An 18,451-nucleotide genomic window follows, 5' to 3' on the forward strand; every position below is an offset into this window, starting at 1 on the left:
TGTGACAAAGCCAGCCGTGCTGAATCCTGAAGACCTGCCCGAAGAATTCGGACGTTACAAGATTTCGAAGCGTCTCGGAAAAGGAGGGATGGGGGCAGTCTACCGCGCTTGGGATCCGGCTCTAGAGCGTGAAGTGGCATTGAAGGTCCCATTTCTTAAACAGAACGACTCCACATTCATTGCCCGCTTTCAGCGTGAGGCGAGATCGGCAGCTGCGGTTCAGCATTCCGGAATTTGTGCCATCTACGATGTTGGTGAGTACGGTGGTGTCCCTTTCTTCACAATGCAATTCGTACAGGGAGAATCACTCGCAGATTTATTGGAACGTGGTGAGCCACTCGTCCCAGAAATGGTTGTCAAAATTTGTTATGAATTGGCCAGCGCTGTGCAGTCAGCGCATGAGCAGGGAGTCCTGCACCGTGACCTCAAGCCCAGCAACATCATGCTCGACTTGGCGGGCAACCCACGCATTCTCGATTTTGGACTTTCACGACGGATGGACTCTGATGAGAATTTGACAGCCACAGGTCAACTGATGGGGACGCCCGCCTACATGTCTCCAGAGCAGGCAAGAGGATCGCACGGCGAGATTGGGCCGCAAACAGACATCTTCAGCCTTGGTGTCATTTTCTACGAGATGCTCACTGGAAAACGACCATTCGAGGGGGACAGCCTTCCAGCCTTGCTTCTGAGTATCATCGCAACAAACCCGAAGCCGCCCTCGGAGTTACGGCCTGGTCTCGATAAAAAGTTGGACGCGATTTGCCTGAAGGCGATCGCCAAGAAACCCAAAAAACGTTACGCCACTGCCGGAGCATTGGCGACTGACTTGGCTGCCGTTCAAGCTGATCTGTCCCTGCCCTCTTTTAAATTGAGTTCCAGACAATCGAGAATGATGGGAATCGCAGCCGGGAGCCTGATTCTGATTCTGCTCTTGATGACATTTTTTCTCAACGGGAATCGTGGTCCAGACGAAACCCTCGCTCAGAACAGCACTGCAAATGCAAGCGAGAATAATGCAGCAGGGAATAATGCTGTAGGAAAAAGTTCGGAGGACAATAATAGGGCGCGACCGCCGGAGAGTCACCTCGCGAGTCATCAAGGGGGAACTTCCAATGTCGACACGCCAGACTCCAGCCCCGCAACCAGCGACAAAACTGACTCCACTTCAGGAGAGCAGAAAACATCTCTTCCTACCCGTCCGAATGATGACCTCGCAGTCGCTGCCATCACGGCGCTCACGAAGTACTGTTACGACTGTCATGGGCTCGATTTCGCTGTCCCGGGGTTTGACGTCAAAGATCGACGCTCTTTAATTGCACAAGCAGATGAAGATTCCGAGCCGTATATTCGTGTCGGTGATCCAGAACATTCGTTGTTGTGGGAGCGGGTTGGTCTGAACGAAGATATGCCTCCTTCTGACTCTCCGCAGCCGACTTCTCAGGAACGCCAATTGATTGCGAAGTGGATTTCGGAGGGGGCCCCATTCCCTGCACTCCAAAGCCGGCCTCATATCACTCAAAATGAGGCTCTCGAATCAATCAAGGTTTATCTTCTTCAACAGCCGAGCGCTGACCGTCGATACCAACGCTTTTTCACCCTTCTCAATCTTCACAACTCATCCGACATGGGCTCTGAGGGGCTTAACCGAAGCCGAGCTGCGCTTTCCAAAGTTGTCAACAGCCTCAGTTGGAGTAAAGAAATTGTGATCCCGCATGTCATCGATGAGGCAGGGACGGTCATGGCGATTGACATCAGGGATGTCGGTTGGACTCTCGATCAATGGGAAGAAATTCTCAAATACTACCCGTATGGGATTCGCCCAGCGACCGATGACCCCTCCTCTGCAAATGCACGCCAAATTGCGGAAGAATCCGGAACGCAAATCTCAACAGTCCGGCTCGACTGGTTCATCGTGACGGCCTCGCAGCCTCCGCTTTATGAGCACATTCTCGGGCTTCCACATGACGTCGCTGAACTGGAACGAAAACTGAACGTCAATGTGATTGAGAACTTTCTCAACGGCCGCGTTCAACGTGCAGCGTTTCTGACAAGTGGAGTCTCGGATCAGAACCGTCTCGTCGACCGTCATGATGCTCTTTATGGAGCGTACTGGAAAAGCTACGACTTTGTTCGCAACGATGAAACCGGCGATTTAATGCGTTTTCCCCTGGGGCCTCAATTTCATGGGAACCCCTATGAGAAGCATGCCTTTGAACAGGATGGAGGGGAGATGATTTTCAATTTGCCGAATGGCCTCCAAGCCTATTTACTGACAGATGCGAAAGGTCGACAAATTCCTGAAGGACCGATTCAGGTTGTCAGCGATGCGGCAAAGTCATCCGGTTCCAATGTTGTCGTCAATGGTATTTCCTGCATGTTTTGTCATCGGGAAGGCATGATTGATTTTGAAGATCAAATTCGCACGGGGACCGCACTCAAGGGAGAGGCACTCGAAAAGACGAAACAGTTGTTCGTCCCCAAAGACGAAATGCAAAAAGCTTTGAACAATGACCGCGAACGGTTCATGGCTGCGCTGCATCAAGCCGTTTTGCCATTACTGGAAAAGTCTCCAGAAGATTCGTGGCCGGAGCTCGTGAACTTTGTGACCCGACGCTACCTGCGTGATCTCACCTTGGAAGATCTTGCCGTAGAACTCGGATACGAGAATGTCACAGAATTCGAAAATGTGATTCGACCACGTATGCAATTCGATGCCGATCTTGAGAGGTTGGGAGTGAAACCTGTTCTCAATGGAGGACGCATTCCCCGCAGTATCTGGTCTGAAATCAATATCCCCACACGGTTTCAAGAAATGTCGCGCCAACTCAGAGGCTCGATTCCTCTGACTGTCTTTTGAGAATCAACATGAAAAAATTCAGACACTCCCAGAGCTTAAAAAGCCCGTTCGTATTCTGCCTCGTCGCGGTCTTCCTGACAGCGTTCCAGTCAAATGTGAACGCAAACGAGGCGCTTCGCCCTGCCATCTCTGACTTGAGCAAGAAAGTCGCCAAGCTTTTGAAGGGACGCGGAGAAGAGCAAATCGCCATCGGGGCATTTACCGGTCCTTCCTTTGCCGTTGCAAGTAGCGGACCGGGGATCAGTCGCATGCTGGCGGACGAACTCAAGCAGCATGGCGTTGATGTGAACCGCAAAGCCAAACTGGAAATCAAAGGTGACTATCGAAGCATCACCGAGCGTTCCACCGGATTGTTGGAACTTCGTATCAAATCTCAGATTCTGGACCGTTTCGGAGAGACCCTTCTGGAATTGAACTCCCGCATTGAAGATCCCAATGTCCTCGCACAGGTTCTTGGGCTGAACAAGCCCGATCTCGGACAAGGAGTCAGCCATGCCAAAGCAAGTAAGACGATTCATGCGATTATTGAAGACCCGAAAGTCGATGTTCAGGGGAGCGTGATCAAGACCATTTCGTCAAGCCCCTATGCAATCGAAATTCTCACGAAGCAGTCGAGTGGAGAATATCATCCCCAAGGCATCTCCATCTCGGACAGTCTGCCTTTTGTTGACATCAAACGTGGTGAAATCTTCGCGGTTCGGTTGATCAATGACTCAAATCATGATGCGGCCGTTGAACTCACGTTAGATGGGCTCAGTGCTTTCGCTTTCACAAATGGCCCTAAATACCGGCACTTCATCGTACGGAAAAAAGCTTCATTGATCGTGAAAGGCTGGCACCGCACAAACAACACCTCCGACGAATTTCTTATCACACGGTATGCCGAGAGTGCCGCCGCCGAGCAGTTGGTCAGTCCCGATTTGGTCGGCACGATCACTGCCGCATTTTCCGCAGCTTGGGATTCTAAAGGAGACCCGCCGCCAGACGAACGATCAAAATTCCGCAACGCCTTCGACGACGCTGTAGGTCGCGGGAAAAAAGTCGCAACGCCGTTCCGTGAGGTCAATCTGACCCTCGGCAGAACTCGAGACATCATTAGCGTGCGTTACAAGAAACCGTAAATCGCGGAGTTGAAGAAGAACACTCGACTTTGGTTGGAGGATCTGTCATGAAAATTGAATTCCAATGTGATCACTGCGGTCGCCAATACCGTGTCACGGAAAACATGAATGGCAAACGCATTCGGTGTAAGGAATGCAAGCACTCAATCCTGGTCGGGAAAGAGGCTTCGTCTGAGGGGAAGCAGCAGCAGCAGCAGCAGCAGCAGCAGAAAGATTCGTCGAGCGGGAGTCTCATTTTTCGTTTTCTGGTTGCAGTTTGTGTGTTGATGTTTGTCGGTGTCTCATACACGATCTGGCATCTTGAGACCGAAAAGCAGAAGCTGGCAGAAGCTGAGCAGCAAAAACAAGACGAAATCCAACAGACTCCTTCAAATTCTGATGGGACCATCGCTGCAACAGATGATTCGACTGAAGTTCAGGATTCGATTGACGCTTCGAACCCTGCCCTGCCCGTCATTGAAACCGCTGACGCGATTCCAGAGCCAGAGCTTCAGAGACTGGAAGAGATCAACCGTGTGAAACCGGTCCCGGTCGATTGGCAGGAAATCCTCGCAACCGTGAATGCCCCGGATTTCGACCGCTTTGGGAAACAACTTGCCACCACAGAAGCTGTTGTTGAAGTCACTTGCCCTCCCGACACGACGATTCAAATTGGTTCACTGGTGACTCACGATTCAGCTTCGATGACGATTCCAAATCTCGCTCCAAGAGCAATTTCGAAACGAACACTCAAGGTGAAATTTGCAGATGGGGCAACAGCCTCGCGAGATGTGTATGTGCAGGCTGGGCGTGTGACTCGATTGTCAGTTTCGCCTGCGGACTCTCAGAGACCGCAATCAATCGCAGCAGCCAAGAAGCACTCCTCCAAGATTGAGCACGTGGAATATTCCAGCGACGGGACCGCCTTGCTGACAAAGAGTCACCAGGAAGTCATTCTCTGGGATGTTTCCAGTGGTCACCAAATGTGGACCTATATTCCGCCCAAAGACTCACATGCGTCATTCCAAATCGCGACCTTCACAGCAGATGGAGAGAGCGTTGTCACCAAAGAAAAAAGATACCTTGGTCCGCTCCCCCCTGATCAGCAGTCTAAAAAGACTCGAGGCCGAGGCCCTGCCGCGATAAGGCGTCAACTTGTTCACCGATTAACACGGTGGTCTCTTGAATCTGGTGAGTCATTGGAGAGTAAAGAGATATCAGGGGTGTCTGAGCGAAAAGTACAAATCAAAAATGAGTTGGCTTTGATGAAACAAATGGCCGACATGTTGCGGGGCAAACAGTCGTCAAATCATTTTCCGGTGAACGACTCGCTACGGATCGCTGGAGGGAAACTGTTTGGCTGGCGTCCGAGAGTTGGAGCGGGCGATCCCTATTCTCTCATTGACCTGGGAACAGGCGAAGCAGTCGTCGATGTTCCGATTACGAGAGAGATGGAAACTCATCGATGGGGGCCTTGGTTCTTAAGTTCACAAGCAGACAAACTCTTACTGGGGCTCGACTATCAATCGCGCGATGAGGAATGTGCGCTCTTTGAATTGAACGGCGAAACAGAACCTCAAAATATTTCAAAAGATCGCGACGATCTCACAGCAGCGCTCTTTGCACCTGATGGATCCTGGTTAGTCATGACCGAGGAAGACGCCACGAGAATCATCGATGCCACAACTTATCAGCAGAAACATCTTCTGTTAGGGGATTATTCAATCCAACATTTAACCGGTTCTCCTGTCACAATGGCTGTCAGTGGAGATTCACAGTATTTAGCAGCTTCCGTGAAATGGACCACGTATCGATCACGTGTGAGCACTGACAGTCATGCTGCTATTTTTATCTGGGCTCCAAAACAGGGAGAGCTGGTCCGTCGTATCGACTTACCCGGTGAAACATCTCTGCTCACGTTTTCCCCCGATAATTCTCAGCTCTGCGCAGTGACCGGAGAGAAGATTATTCTGATTCCTTTGGAGTCGGCTGGCGAGCGAATCAACGCAATTGTACTTGAAGAAGATCTTCTTCCCGAGTCCCAAGTTGTTTTTGACAGTGACGAAAAGAGCTATCAAGTGCTTGGCGCACTGGCTGACTCAGATCATCCAGAATTGTGCGAAGGGATCACAGTACAAGGTGCCAAAGGGGCGCGAGGAGATCGCTATGATCCGATTTTCCATCGTCTCGTGAAAGGAAAGATCGAAGCGGAAAAACAAGAGGGGGAAGTAACTTCAATCTCCGCCAGTCCAGACGGAAAATGGATTGTCACCGGCTTGTCTCAAAATAGTCAATACAGTTCTGGCGGACAGCCATTGGCTGTTGTTTACGATCGAAGAACTCTACGAAAACATCGACAACTCAAAATTGGAATTGGTGCGAATCAAAGGTATACAAAAACGAGATTTACCAAGTCTGGATTGCTGATGACAGCAACGACGGCTGATGATCAAGTTCACTTTAGTGTCTGGGACCCTGGCACAGGGAAGCAACTCCGAAAGTCTGTTTGTGTCCAGAAAGGTTTTTGGATTAGTAAGACTGCGATCTCGCCGGACGGTCGTTTCGTTGCAGCCTCTTGCGGCCCGGTGGCGATTCTCTGGGACGCCAGTTCTGGTCAGGAACTCGCCCGTTTTCCAGCAGCGATGAAAAAAGACCCGGCTATTCTACATGTCGCATTTAGTCACGATGGCGAGAAGGTTTTGATCGGAGAAGCAAAGATCATCCGCTTTTGGGACACGAATACTCGCAACGATGCTCCCGCAATCTTATACACCCATCCTTTGAGTCAAACGTCAATCGATATCGATCCCGCAGGCAATCGCCTCGCTGCGTCGTTTGCCGATCCTTTAGACCGAAAGGCCAAGTCGATTGTTTGGGATCTGAATCGTGGTGTGCCAATTTATCAAGCGAATGTCCCTCAGCACGACAGCCTCTACCTGAGTCCAGATGGCACCAGAATGTTGCTCTCATCGGAGCATCTCGTGAACATCGATACCTCGACTGTAGTCGAAGCACATCAAGGACTTACCTCAGATTGGCATCAGAACATCTCTCCGTTTTCGCCATCCGGGATGCAGATCGTCTGCTCAAAGGCCAACAATAACGGCTATGCGCCAGCCAAAGAGAGGGCTGCGATTGACGCTTGGACTGGAGAATACCAAAGCGGATGGTGGTTCGATCATCTCGGAGAAATCAGCAACAAAAACCGATTCAGTCATTGCCACGCATTACTGGCGAACCGAATGGCAATTTCAATGAATGGCGTTTCGATCACGGTCGTCGACACAGAAACTCAGCAACTCATCCGCTCCATTTCAGCACAAGATACAGCCGACGAAGGTGTCGGCGGATTTGTTGGAATGGCTCTTTCTCCTGACGGAAAGTATTTGGCAGCCGGGGCGAGCGGTACGGTCTTGCTTTACGATCTTTCAACCGGCGAGCGTATTCCGCTTGAGCATAAAAAAAGCCAGAAGAATGATCGCACGCGAACCGATATGCGTGACGCATTTCTACGCAGAGTTCGCACTCTGCAGTTTAGCAGCGATGGCAGCAAGCTGCTGGCTCGATCGATGTCGTTGCAGAGCGATACCCCTAGACCGCTCGGAGCCGTGATCTGGGATCTTGAGACCAAAAAGCAACTTTTTCGAACCATCGAAGGGCGTGAACGTAGTCAGCTCGTCCGTGGCGGGTTGAGTCAAGATGGAAACAAGGTGCTTTTCGCTGCCCCCGAGGATGCTGACTTCACCGCGGGGGTCTGGGATCTCAAGGGCAAAGAGTTGTTGGTGAAAGTTCCTGAGACCTCAACACGTGTCTGCATGAATTCGCAAGGGACGAAACTGATTTGTGGACAGGCCGATGGCAGTGTCAAAATTTATGACATTCTTTCAGGTGAAGAACTGATTCGACTTTTCGTGTTTGAAGATGGCTGGGTTGCAGTGACTCCGCAAGGGTATTTTGATGGTTCCCCAGCTGGTCGAGAGCAGGTTTACTTTCAGCTTGAAGGCTCGGTCACCGCGCTGCCGCTGGAGCGTTTCTTCTCCAAATTTTATTACCCCGGATTGTTAGGAGCTGTCTGGAACGGGGAACGTCCAATCTCGGATGGAATTGCTCCCAAAACAAAGGCCCCGCAAATTCAAATTCTGGCCAGCAATTCACAAGACGATCCAGCCAATGCCACCGTTGATATTGCTGTGACCGATCTCGGTGGAGGCGTTTCGATTCCGTGGATCACTCAAAACGGCGTCAGGATCAGCGATGGTAAAAAAATCTCTGGTGATGCCAAGTCAGAAGTCTGGCGGTTTACTGCCTCTTTGGTTCCAGGGAGGAACATGATTGAAGCACATTGCACATCCGCGAACGGATTGATTGTCAGTGAACCAGCTAAGACATCACTGGAATTTCAAGGCCGAGTTGGTAAGCCTGATCTCTATGTGGTCAGCATTGGGGTCAATAAATACCGCGATGATTCGGGAGTTTCGCCACTCGACTTCTGTGTCTCCGATGCCAAAGCGATCAGCGAGCTCTTTCAAACCCGGACAGAGGGGATTTATGAGAAAATTCATGTCACCGAGCTACTTGATGAAGAAGCAACTCGAGCGAACATCCTCAATGCATTGGGGCAACTTTCTGTTCGCTGTCGTCCGCAAGATACGCTGGTCGTTTACGTCGCCTCGCATGGCCTGACTGTCGGTCAGCGTTTTTTCATTTTGCCTCAAGAATTCCGGTTGCCAGCGAGCGAGCCCACTCAAGAATCGACGACCTCCAATGAAACGACAGCTGTCGCTTTACGAGGAACGACTGAGCGACAACGTACAGACATGGTCCGTCAGCAAGGTTTAGCGGTTGACCAAATTACTGATCAGTTAGCACAAATTCCGACGCTGAGGCGAGTGCTGATTTTTGATACTTGTCAGTCCGGAGGGGCGACGCAATTGATCGGTCAACAGCGGAACCCTTTTGGTTTCCGCGGCGCAGTCGAACGGTCCGGGCAAGGTGTCTTTGTGATCGCAGCGACATCCGCAGATGAGCTTGCAGCAGAGTCGAAAGAACTTGGGCATAGCCTGCTGACTTATGCATTACTCGAATCCGTGGGAGCTGCGGATTCGCGAGTTCAGAGTCAAGCAACTGGCCAGCCGGTGAATGTCGATTCATGGTTTAAATCAGCAGCGAAAAGGGTCCCCGGGTTGTATGAGAAATACATTGGGCGACCTCAACAAATTGAAATATCCGGCAGTGCAATTGGATTTCCAATTCTTGTGAATTGAGCGGGAGAGTGTGATCATGGAACGTCTCTATAAAGGAGTTTGTCCCAAATGCGGGCGAAAATACAGTAGAACTTCGAAACCGAAATCCGCAATTTTTGCGTGCAAAAAATGTGGACACGATGTGCAAGTCAAAGTCGTGAAAGCATCACGGTCTTCTGGTTCATCCAGCGAACACAAAAAACGTAAAGAGAAAGCAAAGCCGAAAGAACTCTCGAGCAGTGAGAAGTGGGCGCAGGAGCAAGCGGCGGCCCGAGCCTTGATGCTCAAGGTGGCTTCTGGAATCCTTGTCGTTTGTCTGATGATCGTCGCAGGAGTCGTGGTCTCATTCAAAAGGTCGGCCGCAGAGGCGAAACGGCAGGAGGCCATTGCGAATCTTGCGAAAGGGGAAGGAAACGACTCCACTTCAATTCCTCTTTTACTTGAGGCGATTGAAAATGCATCGCAAGATGCAAAAAGTGGTGCCGTTGCTTCATTCGAAAAAATGGGGGCAAGTGCCTCCGAAGCGGTTCCGCAACTCATCAAGCTGCTCGATCATGAATCCGAATCTGTGAAGGTCTACACGCTCCGTGCTTTAGCAGGAATCGGAGAGTCTGCGAAATCAGCAGCCAAATCGGTCGAGAAAACCTTGCTTGATTCGAAGTCCACGAGAGTCAAAACTGCCGCGATCAATGCTCTGCGAATGTGGCAAACTCCTGAGCAAATGATCCCTTTGCTGATTCCACTGGTTGGATCATCAGACCGTTCTCTTCAGGAGGAAGCAGTCGCTGGCTTAACCGGGGCAGGTCCCGAAGCGAAAGAGGCTGTCTCTGAACTCCTCGTCCTGATTCGCCAAGGTGGGGAAAAACTTGCGAAAAATGCAGCACGTGCGGCAGGAAGTATTGATCCTGAAAACCCTGATGTTTTCCGGGCTTTAGAGCTGACACTTAAGAATTCTTCCAAGTCCTGGGAGATCCGCCGGGGCGCTGCTGAGGGCTTAGGGTACTGCGGGGAAAAAGCGATCCCTCTTCTTAAGGAGAGTATCGAATCGCCCTCACTCATCTCTGCGAGTGCACATGCACTGGCAAAAACTGGAGACCCCGCCGTAATCCCGATACTCGTACGAACACTCAATCGGCTGGATGAAATTGAAGTTCAGGAACGGCGCGGGATTAGTGTCCCAAGGAACTATGTTGTCACCAAGTCGACATCAAATGCTTTGGGAGAAGTCTTATCGGAAAGAAAATATCGCGTTGGAAGCTACGAAGCCCAACAAAGGGCAATTTCCCGAGGGATTGATGGAGCACGAGGAGAGCGAAACAAGCGTGAACTGGCAATCCGCCAGGCGCTCGCAGAACTCGGAGTCGCAGGTGATGACGGTGTGAAGGCTGCAATGGAGAAAATCGACCGAGAAGTCCTCGGTTGGGAACCAGAATTGTGGTCACAGACCAAGGAATTGATTGTTCCGGAAGAGCAACGCCTGTCACACTTATGCTGGAGCCCGAACGGAAAACTGTTGATGGGAGTCAAGGGGGATCGGTTTATCGGCGGGGAGGCCAATCGCCTGTTTCTGTGGGACATCGACAACTCGAAGCTAAAGTTTGACCTCAACGTACAAACTCCGGATGAAGAACTTGAAACCTTCGCATTCAGCAGTGACAGTCAATTTCTTGCTGCTGGCGGACGGGGTAAGAAAATTTATGTCTGGTCGTTAGAAGACGGAAAGCTTCTTCACGAACTCGTGATTGCGAGTCGAAGAGGAATCTTTGGCAGTATCTCGGCACTGAAGTTCCTTGATGCCAATACACTCGGTTCGATTTCGAGTGACGCAAACTTTCGGAAATGGAATCTCGAAGATGGAAAGCTGATCTCGACTGAGGATTATTCCGGAGGCCGAACTTACGCTCAGTTCAGCGAGGACGGAAAAGTGCTCGCCTTAGCAGGAACGACCGGAAGCGGGAGTGTGACCAAAGGTGGTCGTGTCACAGATTTCGCGACGGGAAAGGTTCTGTATAATTACACGGGGCGCCCGAAAGCGATGAGCCATAACGGGATGTGGTTGGCGGAAACTTCTTCATATTCAACGGATCGTGGAGCCATTGAAATCCATTCAGTTCAAGCCAGAAAAGAAGTCACGGCAGTCAAAGTGCCTCGCGACAGTCGTACTCACGACCTCGACATGCCGACAGCCATCGCCTTCAATCCAGAAGGAACGATCATGGTCAACGGTGGGATTCGTGGGACTGTTCGATTCTGGCAATCTGAAGAAGGCCGGGAACTGATGGTCCGCAAACTCCACGCGAGACCAGTCACCGCCATTGCTTTCAGCTACGACGGTTCACGTCTTGCCAGTACCAGTCTCGATTCGAAGATTAAAATTCTTAGCCAGGAAAAACAAATCGTCTCGGAGTAACGAAACCCGTTTTTTACGGGCTTCCCAGAAATCCAAAGCTCCTCTCCGTTCAAAATGCGATCCCAGAATAAGTTCTGTCAGTACGAGTCCTGACCATACGAGTCCCGATGATTCTCATCAAATCTGACAAAGCGGATTGAAGTTGGATATTCCCAATACTCTCCGTTGGCAGCTTTGATGGCTCCGACGATTGGGAAAACGTGGACAAGAACGATATAGATGATCAGGAATGGAATCCCGATTAAGAATACAGAGAGGATTCCTGTCACAACGAGTGCAAGGAACGATGTGAGCAACCAGTTCACAATTGCAGCTCCCTGACGATCGGCCTCCGCGTTTTGGTCTTTGGTCATCAACCACATGACTATCGGAGTAATAAATCCGATCCCCGCGACCCCATACAAAAGCTGAGACAGGTGCATCAGCATGCACCATGTATTCGGTTTCATCCCGAAGATATCTTCAGAGCTCATCGAAACCGCTTGCTGGCTGTCAGACTGGATCACGCGGGCTTTTGCCTCTTGGAATTCCGCTTCTGAAAGCGTTCCCTGATTTCGTAAACGTTCAAGTTTTTCGATTTCGTCGCTGATGCTCATCTGTCACCTCGTGTGGCATGATCCGAATTGAATGCGCAATGACTCACTCATTGATTCGCAGACAAAATCGAAATCTTAGAGACAATCGAGAAAAAACTTTCATGAGATGCTATGGGCTCGTTGAAATCTCCTGCAGCACCTCTCGGGCAGCTTTCAAAGTCTGTTCAAGATCCTCGTCGGTATGCTCGGCTCCTACAAAATTGGCTTCGAACTGGCTGCACGGGAGATAAACACCCCGGTCGAGCATACCATGGAAATACTTCGAGAATTTTTCGGTGTCGTTTTTCGCAGAGACCGCGAAGCTTGTCACCGGTTCCGGATTAAAGAAGAAAGTAAACATACTCCCGACCTGCGCGACGCTATGCGGAATTCCGAGGCTCGTAGCAATTTCGTCCAGTCCTGAGACAAGTTTTGTTGTTTTTTCTTCCAGTTGCGGATACGGATTCGATTCTTTCAGGGTCCGCAAAGTTGCTACTCCCGATGCCATTGCGAGGGGATTTCCCGAGAGCGTCCCAGCTTGATAAACAGGACCAACTGGTGAGACCGAATTCATGATCTCTGTCTTTCCGCCGTAAGCACCTACTGGAAGTCCTCCGCCGACAATTTTCCCGAGAGTCGTCAGATCCGGAGTGATCCCGAAACGTTCCTGTGCTCCCCCGAAGGCGACCCGGAAGCCTGTCATTACTTCGTCAAAAATCAAGACTGCCCCATGTTGTGTACATAAGGGACGCAACGCTTTCAGGAATTCTGTGGTGGGTGCAACGACTCCCATGTTGCCGACGACAGGTTCAAGGATCACACACGCAATTTTCTCGCCAGCTTCGCTGAAAAGTTGAATCAAACTTTCGACATCGTTGTACTCCAGAACGTGCGTGTCACGAGTGCATCCTTCAGGGATTCCCGGACTTGATGGAGTTCCAAGTGTGAGAGCCCCGCTGCCAGCTTGCACCAGGAGACTATCAACATGCCCGTGGTAGCAGCCAGCGAATTTGACGACACCGTCTCGTCCGGTGTATCCGCGTGCCAGCCGAATGGCGCTCATGGTCGCTTCTGTTCCTGAGTTGACCATGCGAACTTTTTCAATGGACGGGACAGCATCAACGATGAGTTCTGCAAGTTCGGACTCTCGAACCGTGGGTGCTCCGAAACTTGTTCCTGATGGAAGTGCTGCTTCGAGGGCGCCGACAATCGCAGGGTGATTGTGGCCAAGGATGTGTGGGCCCCACGACCCGACATAATCGAGGTAGCGATTTCCGTCGATGTCGAAAAGGTACTGCTTTTCGCCCCGATCAATGAAGACGGGAGTCCCCCCGACACCGCCAAATGCTCGGGCAGGACTATTCACTCCTCCTGGAATGACTTGCTGAGCTCGCTGAAATTCATTTTCGCTGTTCTGTCGATTCGCCATCTGACCAGTTATCGCTTTCTAAAGCAGTTTGGGAATTGTGTACGCGTTCCGTCTCGTGGAAATGAACGATTCATGATATGTCACCATATGAACAGTTCGCTTCGCGAATGGATGAAACACGAAAGTGTTGTTGTGACCTTGACCGTGGTGGAAAATATTCGCGATCGATGAGATTCGCTGACTGGCATGCTAATCGATTCGTCTTCTGACTGAAATCGAGGGCGGGAGATCTGCTCGCTGGCCGGACTTCAGTACCTTTTCAAGCTGAGAGTTTTCTTGCGGGGAAAACATTCATTGTAAGGACTTCAGGGAATCTACCGGCTGTATGACTGTTGATCGTCATGATCGGAATATCCTGCAAAGCACGCTTGATGGTTTTCTTCCTACAATCCTCTCGACATTCAGAATCTGATCAGTGGATTCTAGTGATTGATGTTTCGTAGACTATTAGACGAAACAGAAGATGTGAGTTCAGTCGAACGGATAGACAGGCGGATACTCTCCTTGTTGGGAAGTGCGCCTGCGGATTGCTGACCTTGAAAATTTGTTGCCTACACAGATTTATTGCCCAGACATTTATTGCCAACACAGACTGTTGCTTTGCAACGGGAGACGATGAGAATGAAACGTTCCATATTGACCATGGGAATTCTGGCCCTCACACTCTTGGGTTCTGTCGCGGAATCACACGCTCAGGGCTTGATCTGGTCACTCCCGGAAGATGGAACTCTGGTTCGCTATAAAGGTATTTACAAACAACTCGTTCGCCGGCCAGATACAACCGAAGGCGATTTAACGCTGACTTGGGATCGAATTTTAGAAATACGTTCGGTCGGAAAAGAAGAAGCCGAGTATGCCGGAGAAACGGTGCCGTGCCGTTGGATTGAAATTAAAGTCGAAACCGGCAAGTCACCCGAAGGTGTGCTCGATGCAGGTCCCGGGGGAATCCGGATGTATAAGTTGCTGGTTCCGGAATCTGAAGTCAGAGGAACAATACAAGAACCAGTTAAAGCGGGACGTTCGGTTTTTGCTTCGCATATCGCCATTGTTCGTGGATATCGCAAAATCGGCGATGAGCCAACGAAAGAGCTTGAAGCGAACCTCTTTCAGCTGTACCCCATTATTTCTTTACTGCGGCACTACACGACGCTGAAGGAAGGGGAAAAGGGGCAAACTTCAGTTCTGGCAGGGGATTTTGCCACCACAACTTACACTGGCACATTCGCCATGGAAACGAATGTGTATCGGTCGACCAGCACCGGTGAATTTACTCGCTCAGCCGAGATGCCGTTTGGAGTCGTCTCCTGGACAGCAAAAACAGTGACGGAAGAGAAAGGCTCAACAGATCCTCGCACTGCATTCACCGAGACGTCTGTCATCGAAGAATCAATGCAAGCGATCGCCATCGAGCAGAACGCTGAGTCTGAATTCCTTGTGAACTGATCAAGTGGGATCCGTATTCAGGAATGAGGATGCCCCTCAGGCACTGTCGTGGTGAACCTTGCGTTTGCAGAAGAGATTCACCATCGAAGCGTAAATCAATTTTATCTCTCTGTGTCTGCCACGTTGTGTTTTTCAATATCGCTGAAATCACAATCTGCTTCAGACCACCAGTTATCTCTCAGTATACGTGGTAAATAAAAGCGGCGGTTCGAACGAATTCGAACCGCCGCTTTTTTTACGCAAACCCTTCGCGAGTTTAAGGCAGTCAGGAACTGCTGCGAGAAGGACGACGACCAGGTTGTGCAAGCACACACCTATCAACGATCGAGGCCCACGCTATGGGTTGATCCTCTGGCCAAACGTGTGCGAAGGGTTTGTTTCAAGTTGTCTATTCCGCAATCGAAACTTGTTCGCTTGCAGGTGCGGCACAATCGCTGTTTCCTGCGATCGTGTCAAGCGGCATCTGTGAGAAATTGCATCAGCTTTTTTTAAACCGGCAACAATTTTGCAACTTGAATTTTCTTAGAGTTTTTCAGCAAAATTTCAATGAGTGCTGAAAGACCTCTCAAGGTTCACATCGAATCAACTCAGTGCTATGCTAAAATCTCATTCCTTCCTAATCCTCCTGCCGGTGTTTCCTTCCTATGAATCGTCTCAGTTTCATAGCCCTCGGGTTCTGCGTCATCACTTCTTCCGCGAACAGTTCTTCTGCGAACAGTGCAGAAGTTGATTACAACCGTGACATCAAGCCACTGCTGGCTGAAAAATGTATCAGCTGCCACGGCCCTGTTAAACAAGAAGCAGACTTGCGACTCGATGCCGCCAAGTTCTTCATCGGCGATGAGAACCGGGAGAGCGTTGCCGTCAAAGGACACCCGAAAAAGAGTCTGGTCATTCAGCGGATCAGTGCGAAATATGCTGACGAAAGAATGCCACCAGAGGGCGAAGGTGAACCACTCACGGCAGCACAGATTAAGCTCTTGAGCGACTGGATTGCTCTCGGGATGCCCGCCCCCGCTGATGAAGAAATTCTGGAGACGCCCGAAGATCACTGGGCCTACCAGAAGATCACGCGTCCCGATATCCCTGAGTCGATGGGATCAGATTCTCAGAACCCAATCGATCTCTTTATAAGTCATCAACAGGAAGAGCATGGCTTGCAACCGCTTCGTCGTGCTCCACAGGCAACTCTTCTGCGGCGGGTTTCCTTGGACGTAACCGGACTCCCCCCGACAGTTGAGCAGTTGGAACAATTTCAATCTGATTCTTCACAAGCTGCATATGAATCGATCGTTGATCAACTGCTCGCGAGTCCTCGATACGGCGAACGTTGGGGGCGGCACTGGATGGATGTCTGGAGGTACAGCGACTGGAGCGGTTACAAAAACGCACTCCGTGGCAGTCAGCGACACATCTGGCATTGGAGAGACTGGATCATTGAGTCTCTGAATGATGATAAAAGTTACGATCAGATGGTTGTCGAAATGCTGGCAGGCGATGAAATCGCTCCGCTGAATCAGGATGTGTTACGGGCGACGGGATTCCTCGCACGTAACTACCACAACAGCAACCGGAACATCTGGCTGGACGCGACCGTCGAGCACACAGCCAAGGCGTTTCTCGGGATGACGATCAATTGTGCTCGCTGCCATGATCACAAGTTTGATCCAATTGCCCAGCAGGAATACTACACATTCCGTGCGATTTTCGAGCCGTACAACGTCCGCACTGATCAGCTTCCTGGCACGGCGAATATCATGGAAGATGGCATCGCGCGTGTGTTTGATAAAGACCTCGCTGTGAAGACCTATCTTTATCGGCAAGGGAATGAAAAACTTCTAGATGAAGAGAATCCACTCGATCCTGATGTCGCTGAGATCCTCGGTGTTCCGTACGAAGTTCAGCCTGTTGATCTTCCCGTCGAAAGTTACTTTCCGGCACTCAGTCAGCGAGTCCGGAAAGAATCGATCGAAAGAGCAGAGAAAGCTGAGGCAACAGCGCGAGCAGCACTTGCAAAGTTTCAACCTGACAATACTTCCGCATCAGCCGATTCAAAAGCAATTCCGCCAACGCCACCAACACCTTCGCTCCCGCAGCACCTTGAAACTCCGCATCAACTGGCCATCCTGAAGCATGCCTCAGCACTGGCTTCCTTGAATTCACTGGTTGCACGCTATTCCGCCGACTCAGCCAAATATCAAAGCAATCCTAAGGCGAGTCCGGAACAGATTGAACATCTCTCAGTATTGGCTGCGAACGCACAACGCAAAGCCCGTTACATCAATGCATCACTTGCTGTCTTTCAAAAATGGCAATCAGCTCAAAAAGCCAAATCGTCGCAAGGAAAAGATGCAGCCAAGAAGAAGGCAGCAATCGCCAAGGCGGACAAGGCACTTCGCGACGCTCGAACCGATGCAGAGAAAAAACGTCTCGAACTTTCCAAGACAGACGCAAAGTACACAGCGGTCGGACCGATTTATCCGAAGCAAAGTACCGGTCGGCGTCTGGCACTGGCTCAATGGATTGTTCACCCTGAAAACCCACTCACTGCTCGCGTTGCCATTAACCATATCTGGCTTCGCCACTTTGGGACCCCACTTGTTGACAACGTTTTTGATTTCGGAATGCGCTCTCCAAAACCGACTCACGTTGAACTGCTCGACTGGCTCGCCAGCGAACTCGTCGAAAGTGGTTGGAGCATGAAACACATTCACCGATTAATTCTCACTTCGGAGACATACCAACAGGCATCGAGCGATCAATCTGAACTTCTTGTCAAGAATCAAACAATCGACAAAGACAACAAATACTACTGGCGCGCCAATGTGAAACGTCTCGAGTCTGAAATTGTTCGAGACAGTGTCTTGAGTGTCGCTGACCAACTCGATCTGTCGATGAGCGGGCCGGATATCGATTTTGAAAAGGGTGAAGATGTTCCTCGTCGCAGCTTGTATTTCCGTCATGCGTACGAGAAACAAATGCTGATGATGACCATCTTCGATGCGGCCAATCCGACTGACTGCTATCGTCGTTCGCCCAGTATTATCCCTCAACAGGCTCTCGCACTTGCCAATAGTCGTCTCACTTTCGAAGCGAGTCGGAAGCTGGCAGCTGACTTGAATAAAGCAGGCTCAAGCCCATCAGAATTCATCCGCAACAGTTTCCTCAAAATCCTCTCCAGAGAACCAACCGAACTCGAAGTAACAACTTGCGAACAGTTCTTAACTTCACAATCTTCACTATTAGAAAATAAAGAATCGCTGACCACTGTTTCTGCCAATACAAAGGCAAAACTCAACGCTGCAGACTCCCCTGCACTTCGCGCCCGTGAGAATTTGATTCATGTGTTATTAAACCACAACGATTTCATCTCTGTGCGATAAGATCACTT

8 protein-coding genes are annotated in these 18,451 nt (G+C 50.4%); 6 read left to right on the top strand and 2 right to left on the bottom strand.

Annotated elements, in window-relative coordinates; genetic code table 11:
* The first annotated feature begins 1 nt into the window (after position 1).
* Genes Mal48_RS09375 through Mal48_RS09390 form a run of 4 tightly spaced genes read left to right on the top strand, consistent with a single transcriptional unit; the run spans position 2 to position 11,613 of the window.
* Complete coding sequence (locus Mal48_RS09375; RefSeq protein WP_145198312.1) at positions 2-2,860, top strand: protein kinase domain-containing protein; 2,859 nt, start codon at positions 2-4, stop codon at positions 2,858-2,860.
* 8 nt (positions 2,861-2,868) lie between these two features.
* Positions 2,869-3,981, top strand: a complete 1,113-nt coding sequence (locus tag Mal48_RS09380) for a hypothetical protein (RefSeq protein ID WP_145198314.1) — start codon at positions 2,869-2,871, stop codon at positions 3,979-3,981.
* Between the two features lie 47 nt (positions 3,982-4,028).
* Entirely contained in the window at positions 4,029-9,224 is a 5,196-nt protein-coding gene (locus tag Mal48_RS09385; RefSeq protein WP_145205951.1) for an MJ0042-type zinc finger domain-containing protein, read from the top strand.
* A gap of 16 nt (positions 9,225-9,240) precedes the next feature.
* On the top strand, positions 9,241-11,613 hold the full coding sequence (locus Mal48_RS09390; RefSeq protein WP_145198316.1) for a HEAT repeat domain-containing protein: 2,373 nt from the start codon (positions 9,241-9,243) through the stop codon (positions 11,611-11,613).
* 77 nt (positions 11,614-11,690) lie between these two features.
* Here the strand turns inward: Mal48_RS09390 and Mal48_RS09395 are convergent, their stop codons facing one another.
* Both Mal48_RS09395 and hemL read right to left on the bottom strand, forming a co-directional pair.
* Complete coding sequence (locus Mal48_RS09395) at positions 11,691-12,209, bottom strand: DUF4870 domain-containing protein (RefSeq protein WP_145198318.1); 519 nt, start codon at positions 12,207-12,209, stop codon at positions 11,691-11,693.
* Positions 12,210-12,318: 109 nt separating this feature from the next.
* Positions 12,319-13,617, bottom strand: coding sequence for a glutamate-1-semialdehyde 2,1-aminomutase (hemL, locus tag Mal48_RS09400; protein ID WP_145198320.1), 1,299 nt, complete (start codon positions 13,615-13,617; stop codon positions 12,319-12,321).
* A 621-nt stretch (positions 13,618-14,238) separates the two neighbouring features.
* On the opposite strand from hemL, the gene Mal48_RS09405 reads away from it, so the two are divergent.
* On the top strand, positions 14,239-15,060 hold the full coding sequence (locus Mal48_RS09405; protein WP_145198322.1) for a hypothetical protein: 822 nt from the start codon (positions 14,239-14,241) through the stop codon (positions 15,058-15,060).
* Positions 15,061-15,704: 644 nt separating this feature from the next.
* Positions 15,705-18,443 (top strand): PSD1 and planctomycete cytochrome C domain-containing protein, encoded by a 2,739-nt coding sequence (locus Mal48_RS09410; protein ID WP_145198324.1) that lies wholly within the window; start codon positions 15,705-15,707, stop codon positions 18,441-18,443.
* The last annotated feature ends 8 nt before the right edge of the window (positions 18,444-18,451 follow it).

This window comes from Thalassoglobus polymorphus, from assembly GCF_007744255.1.
Classification (GTDB): Bacteria; Planctomycetota; Planctomycetia; order Planctomycetales; family Planctomycetaceae; genus Thalassoglobus; species Thalassoglobus polymorphus.

What these genes read in the sequence shown, in the direction of transcription:
- Mal48_RS09380 (WP_145198314.1), top strand. Translation starts at nt 2,869, where the DNA reads ATGAAAAAATTCAGACACTCCCAGAGCTTAAAAAGCCCGTTCGTATTC.
- Mal48_RS09385 (WP_145205951.1), top strand. Translation starts at nt 4,029, where the DNA reads ATGAAAATTGAATTCCAATGTGATCACTGCGGTCGCCAATACCGTGTC.
- Mal48_RS09390 (WP_145198316.1), top strand. Translation starts at nt 9,241, where the DNA reads ATGGAACGTCTCTATAAAGGAGTTTGTCCCAAATGCGGGCGAAAATAC.
- Mal48_RS09395 (WP_145198318.1), bottom strand. Translation starts at nt 12,209, where the DNA reads ATGAGCATCAGCGACGAAATCGAAAAACTTGAACGTTTACGAAATCAG.
- hemL (WP_145198320.1), bottom strand. Translation starts at nt 13,617, where the DNA reads ATGGCGAATCGACAGAACAGCGAAAATGAATTTCAGCGAGCTCAGCAA.
- Mal48_RS09405 (WP_145198322.1), top strand. Translation starts at nt 14,239, where the DNA reads ATGAAACGTTCCATATTGACCATGGGAATTCTGGCCCTCACACTCTTG.
- Mal48_RS09410 (WP_145198324.1), top strand. Translation starts at nt 15,705, where the DNA reads ATGAATCGTCTCAGTTTCATAGCCCTCGGGTTCTGCGTCATCACTTCT.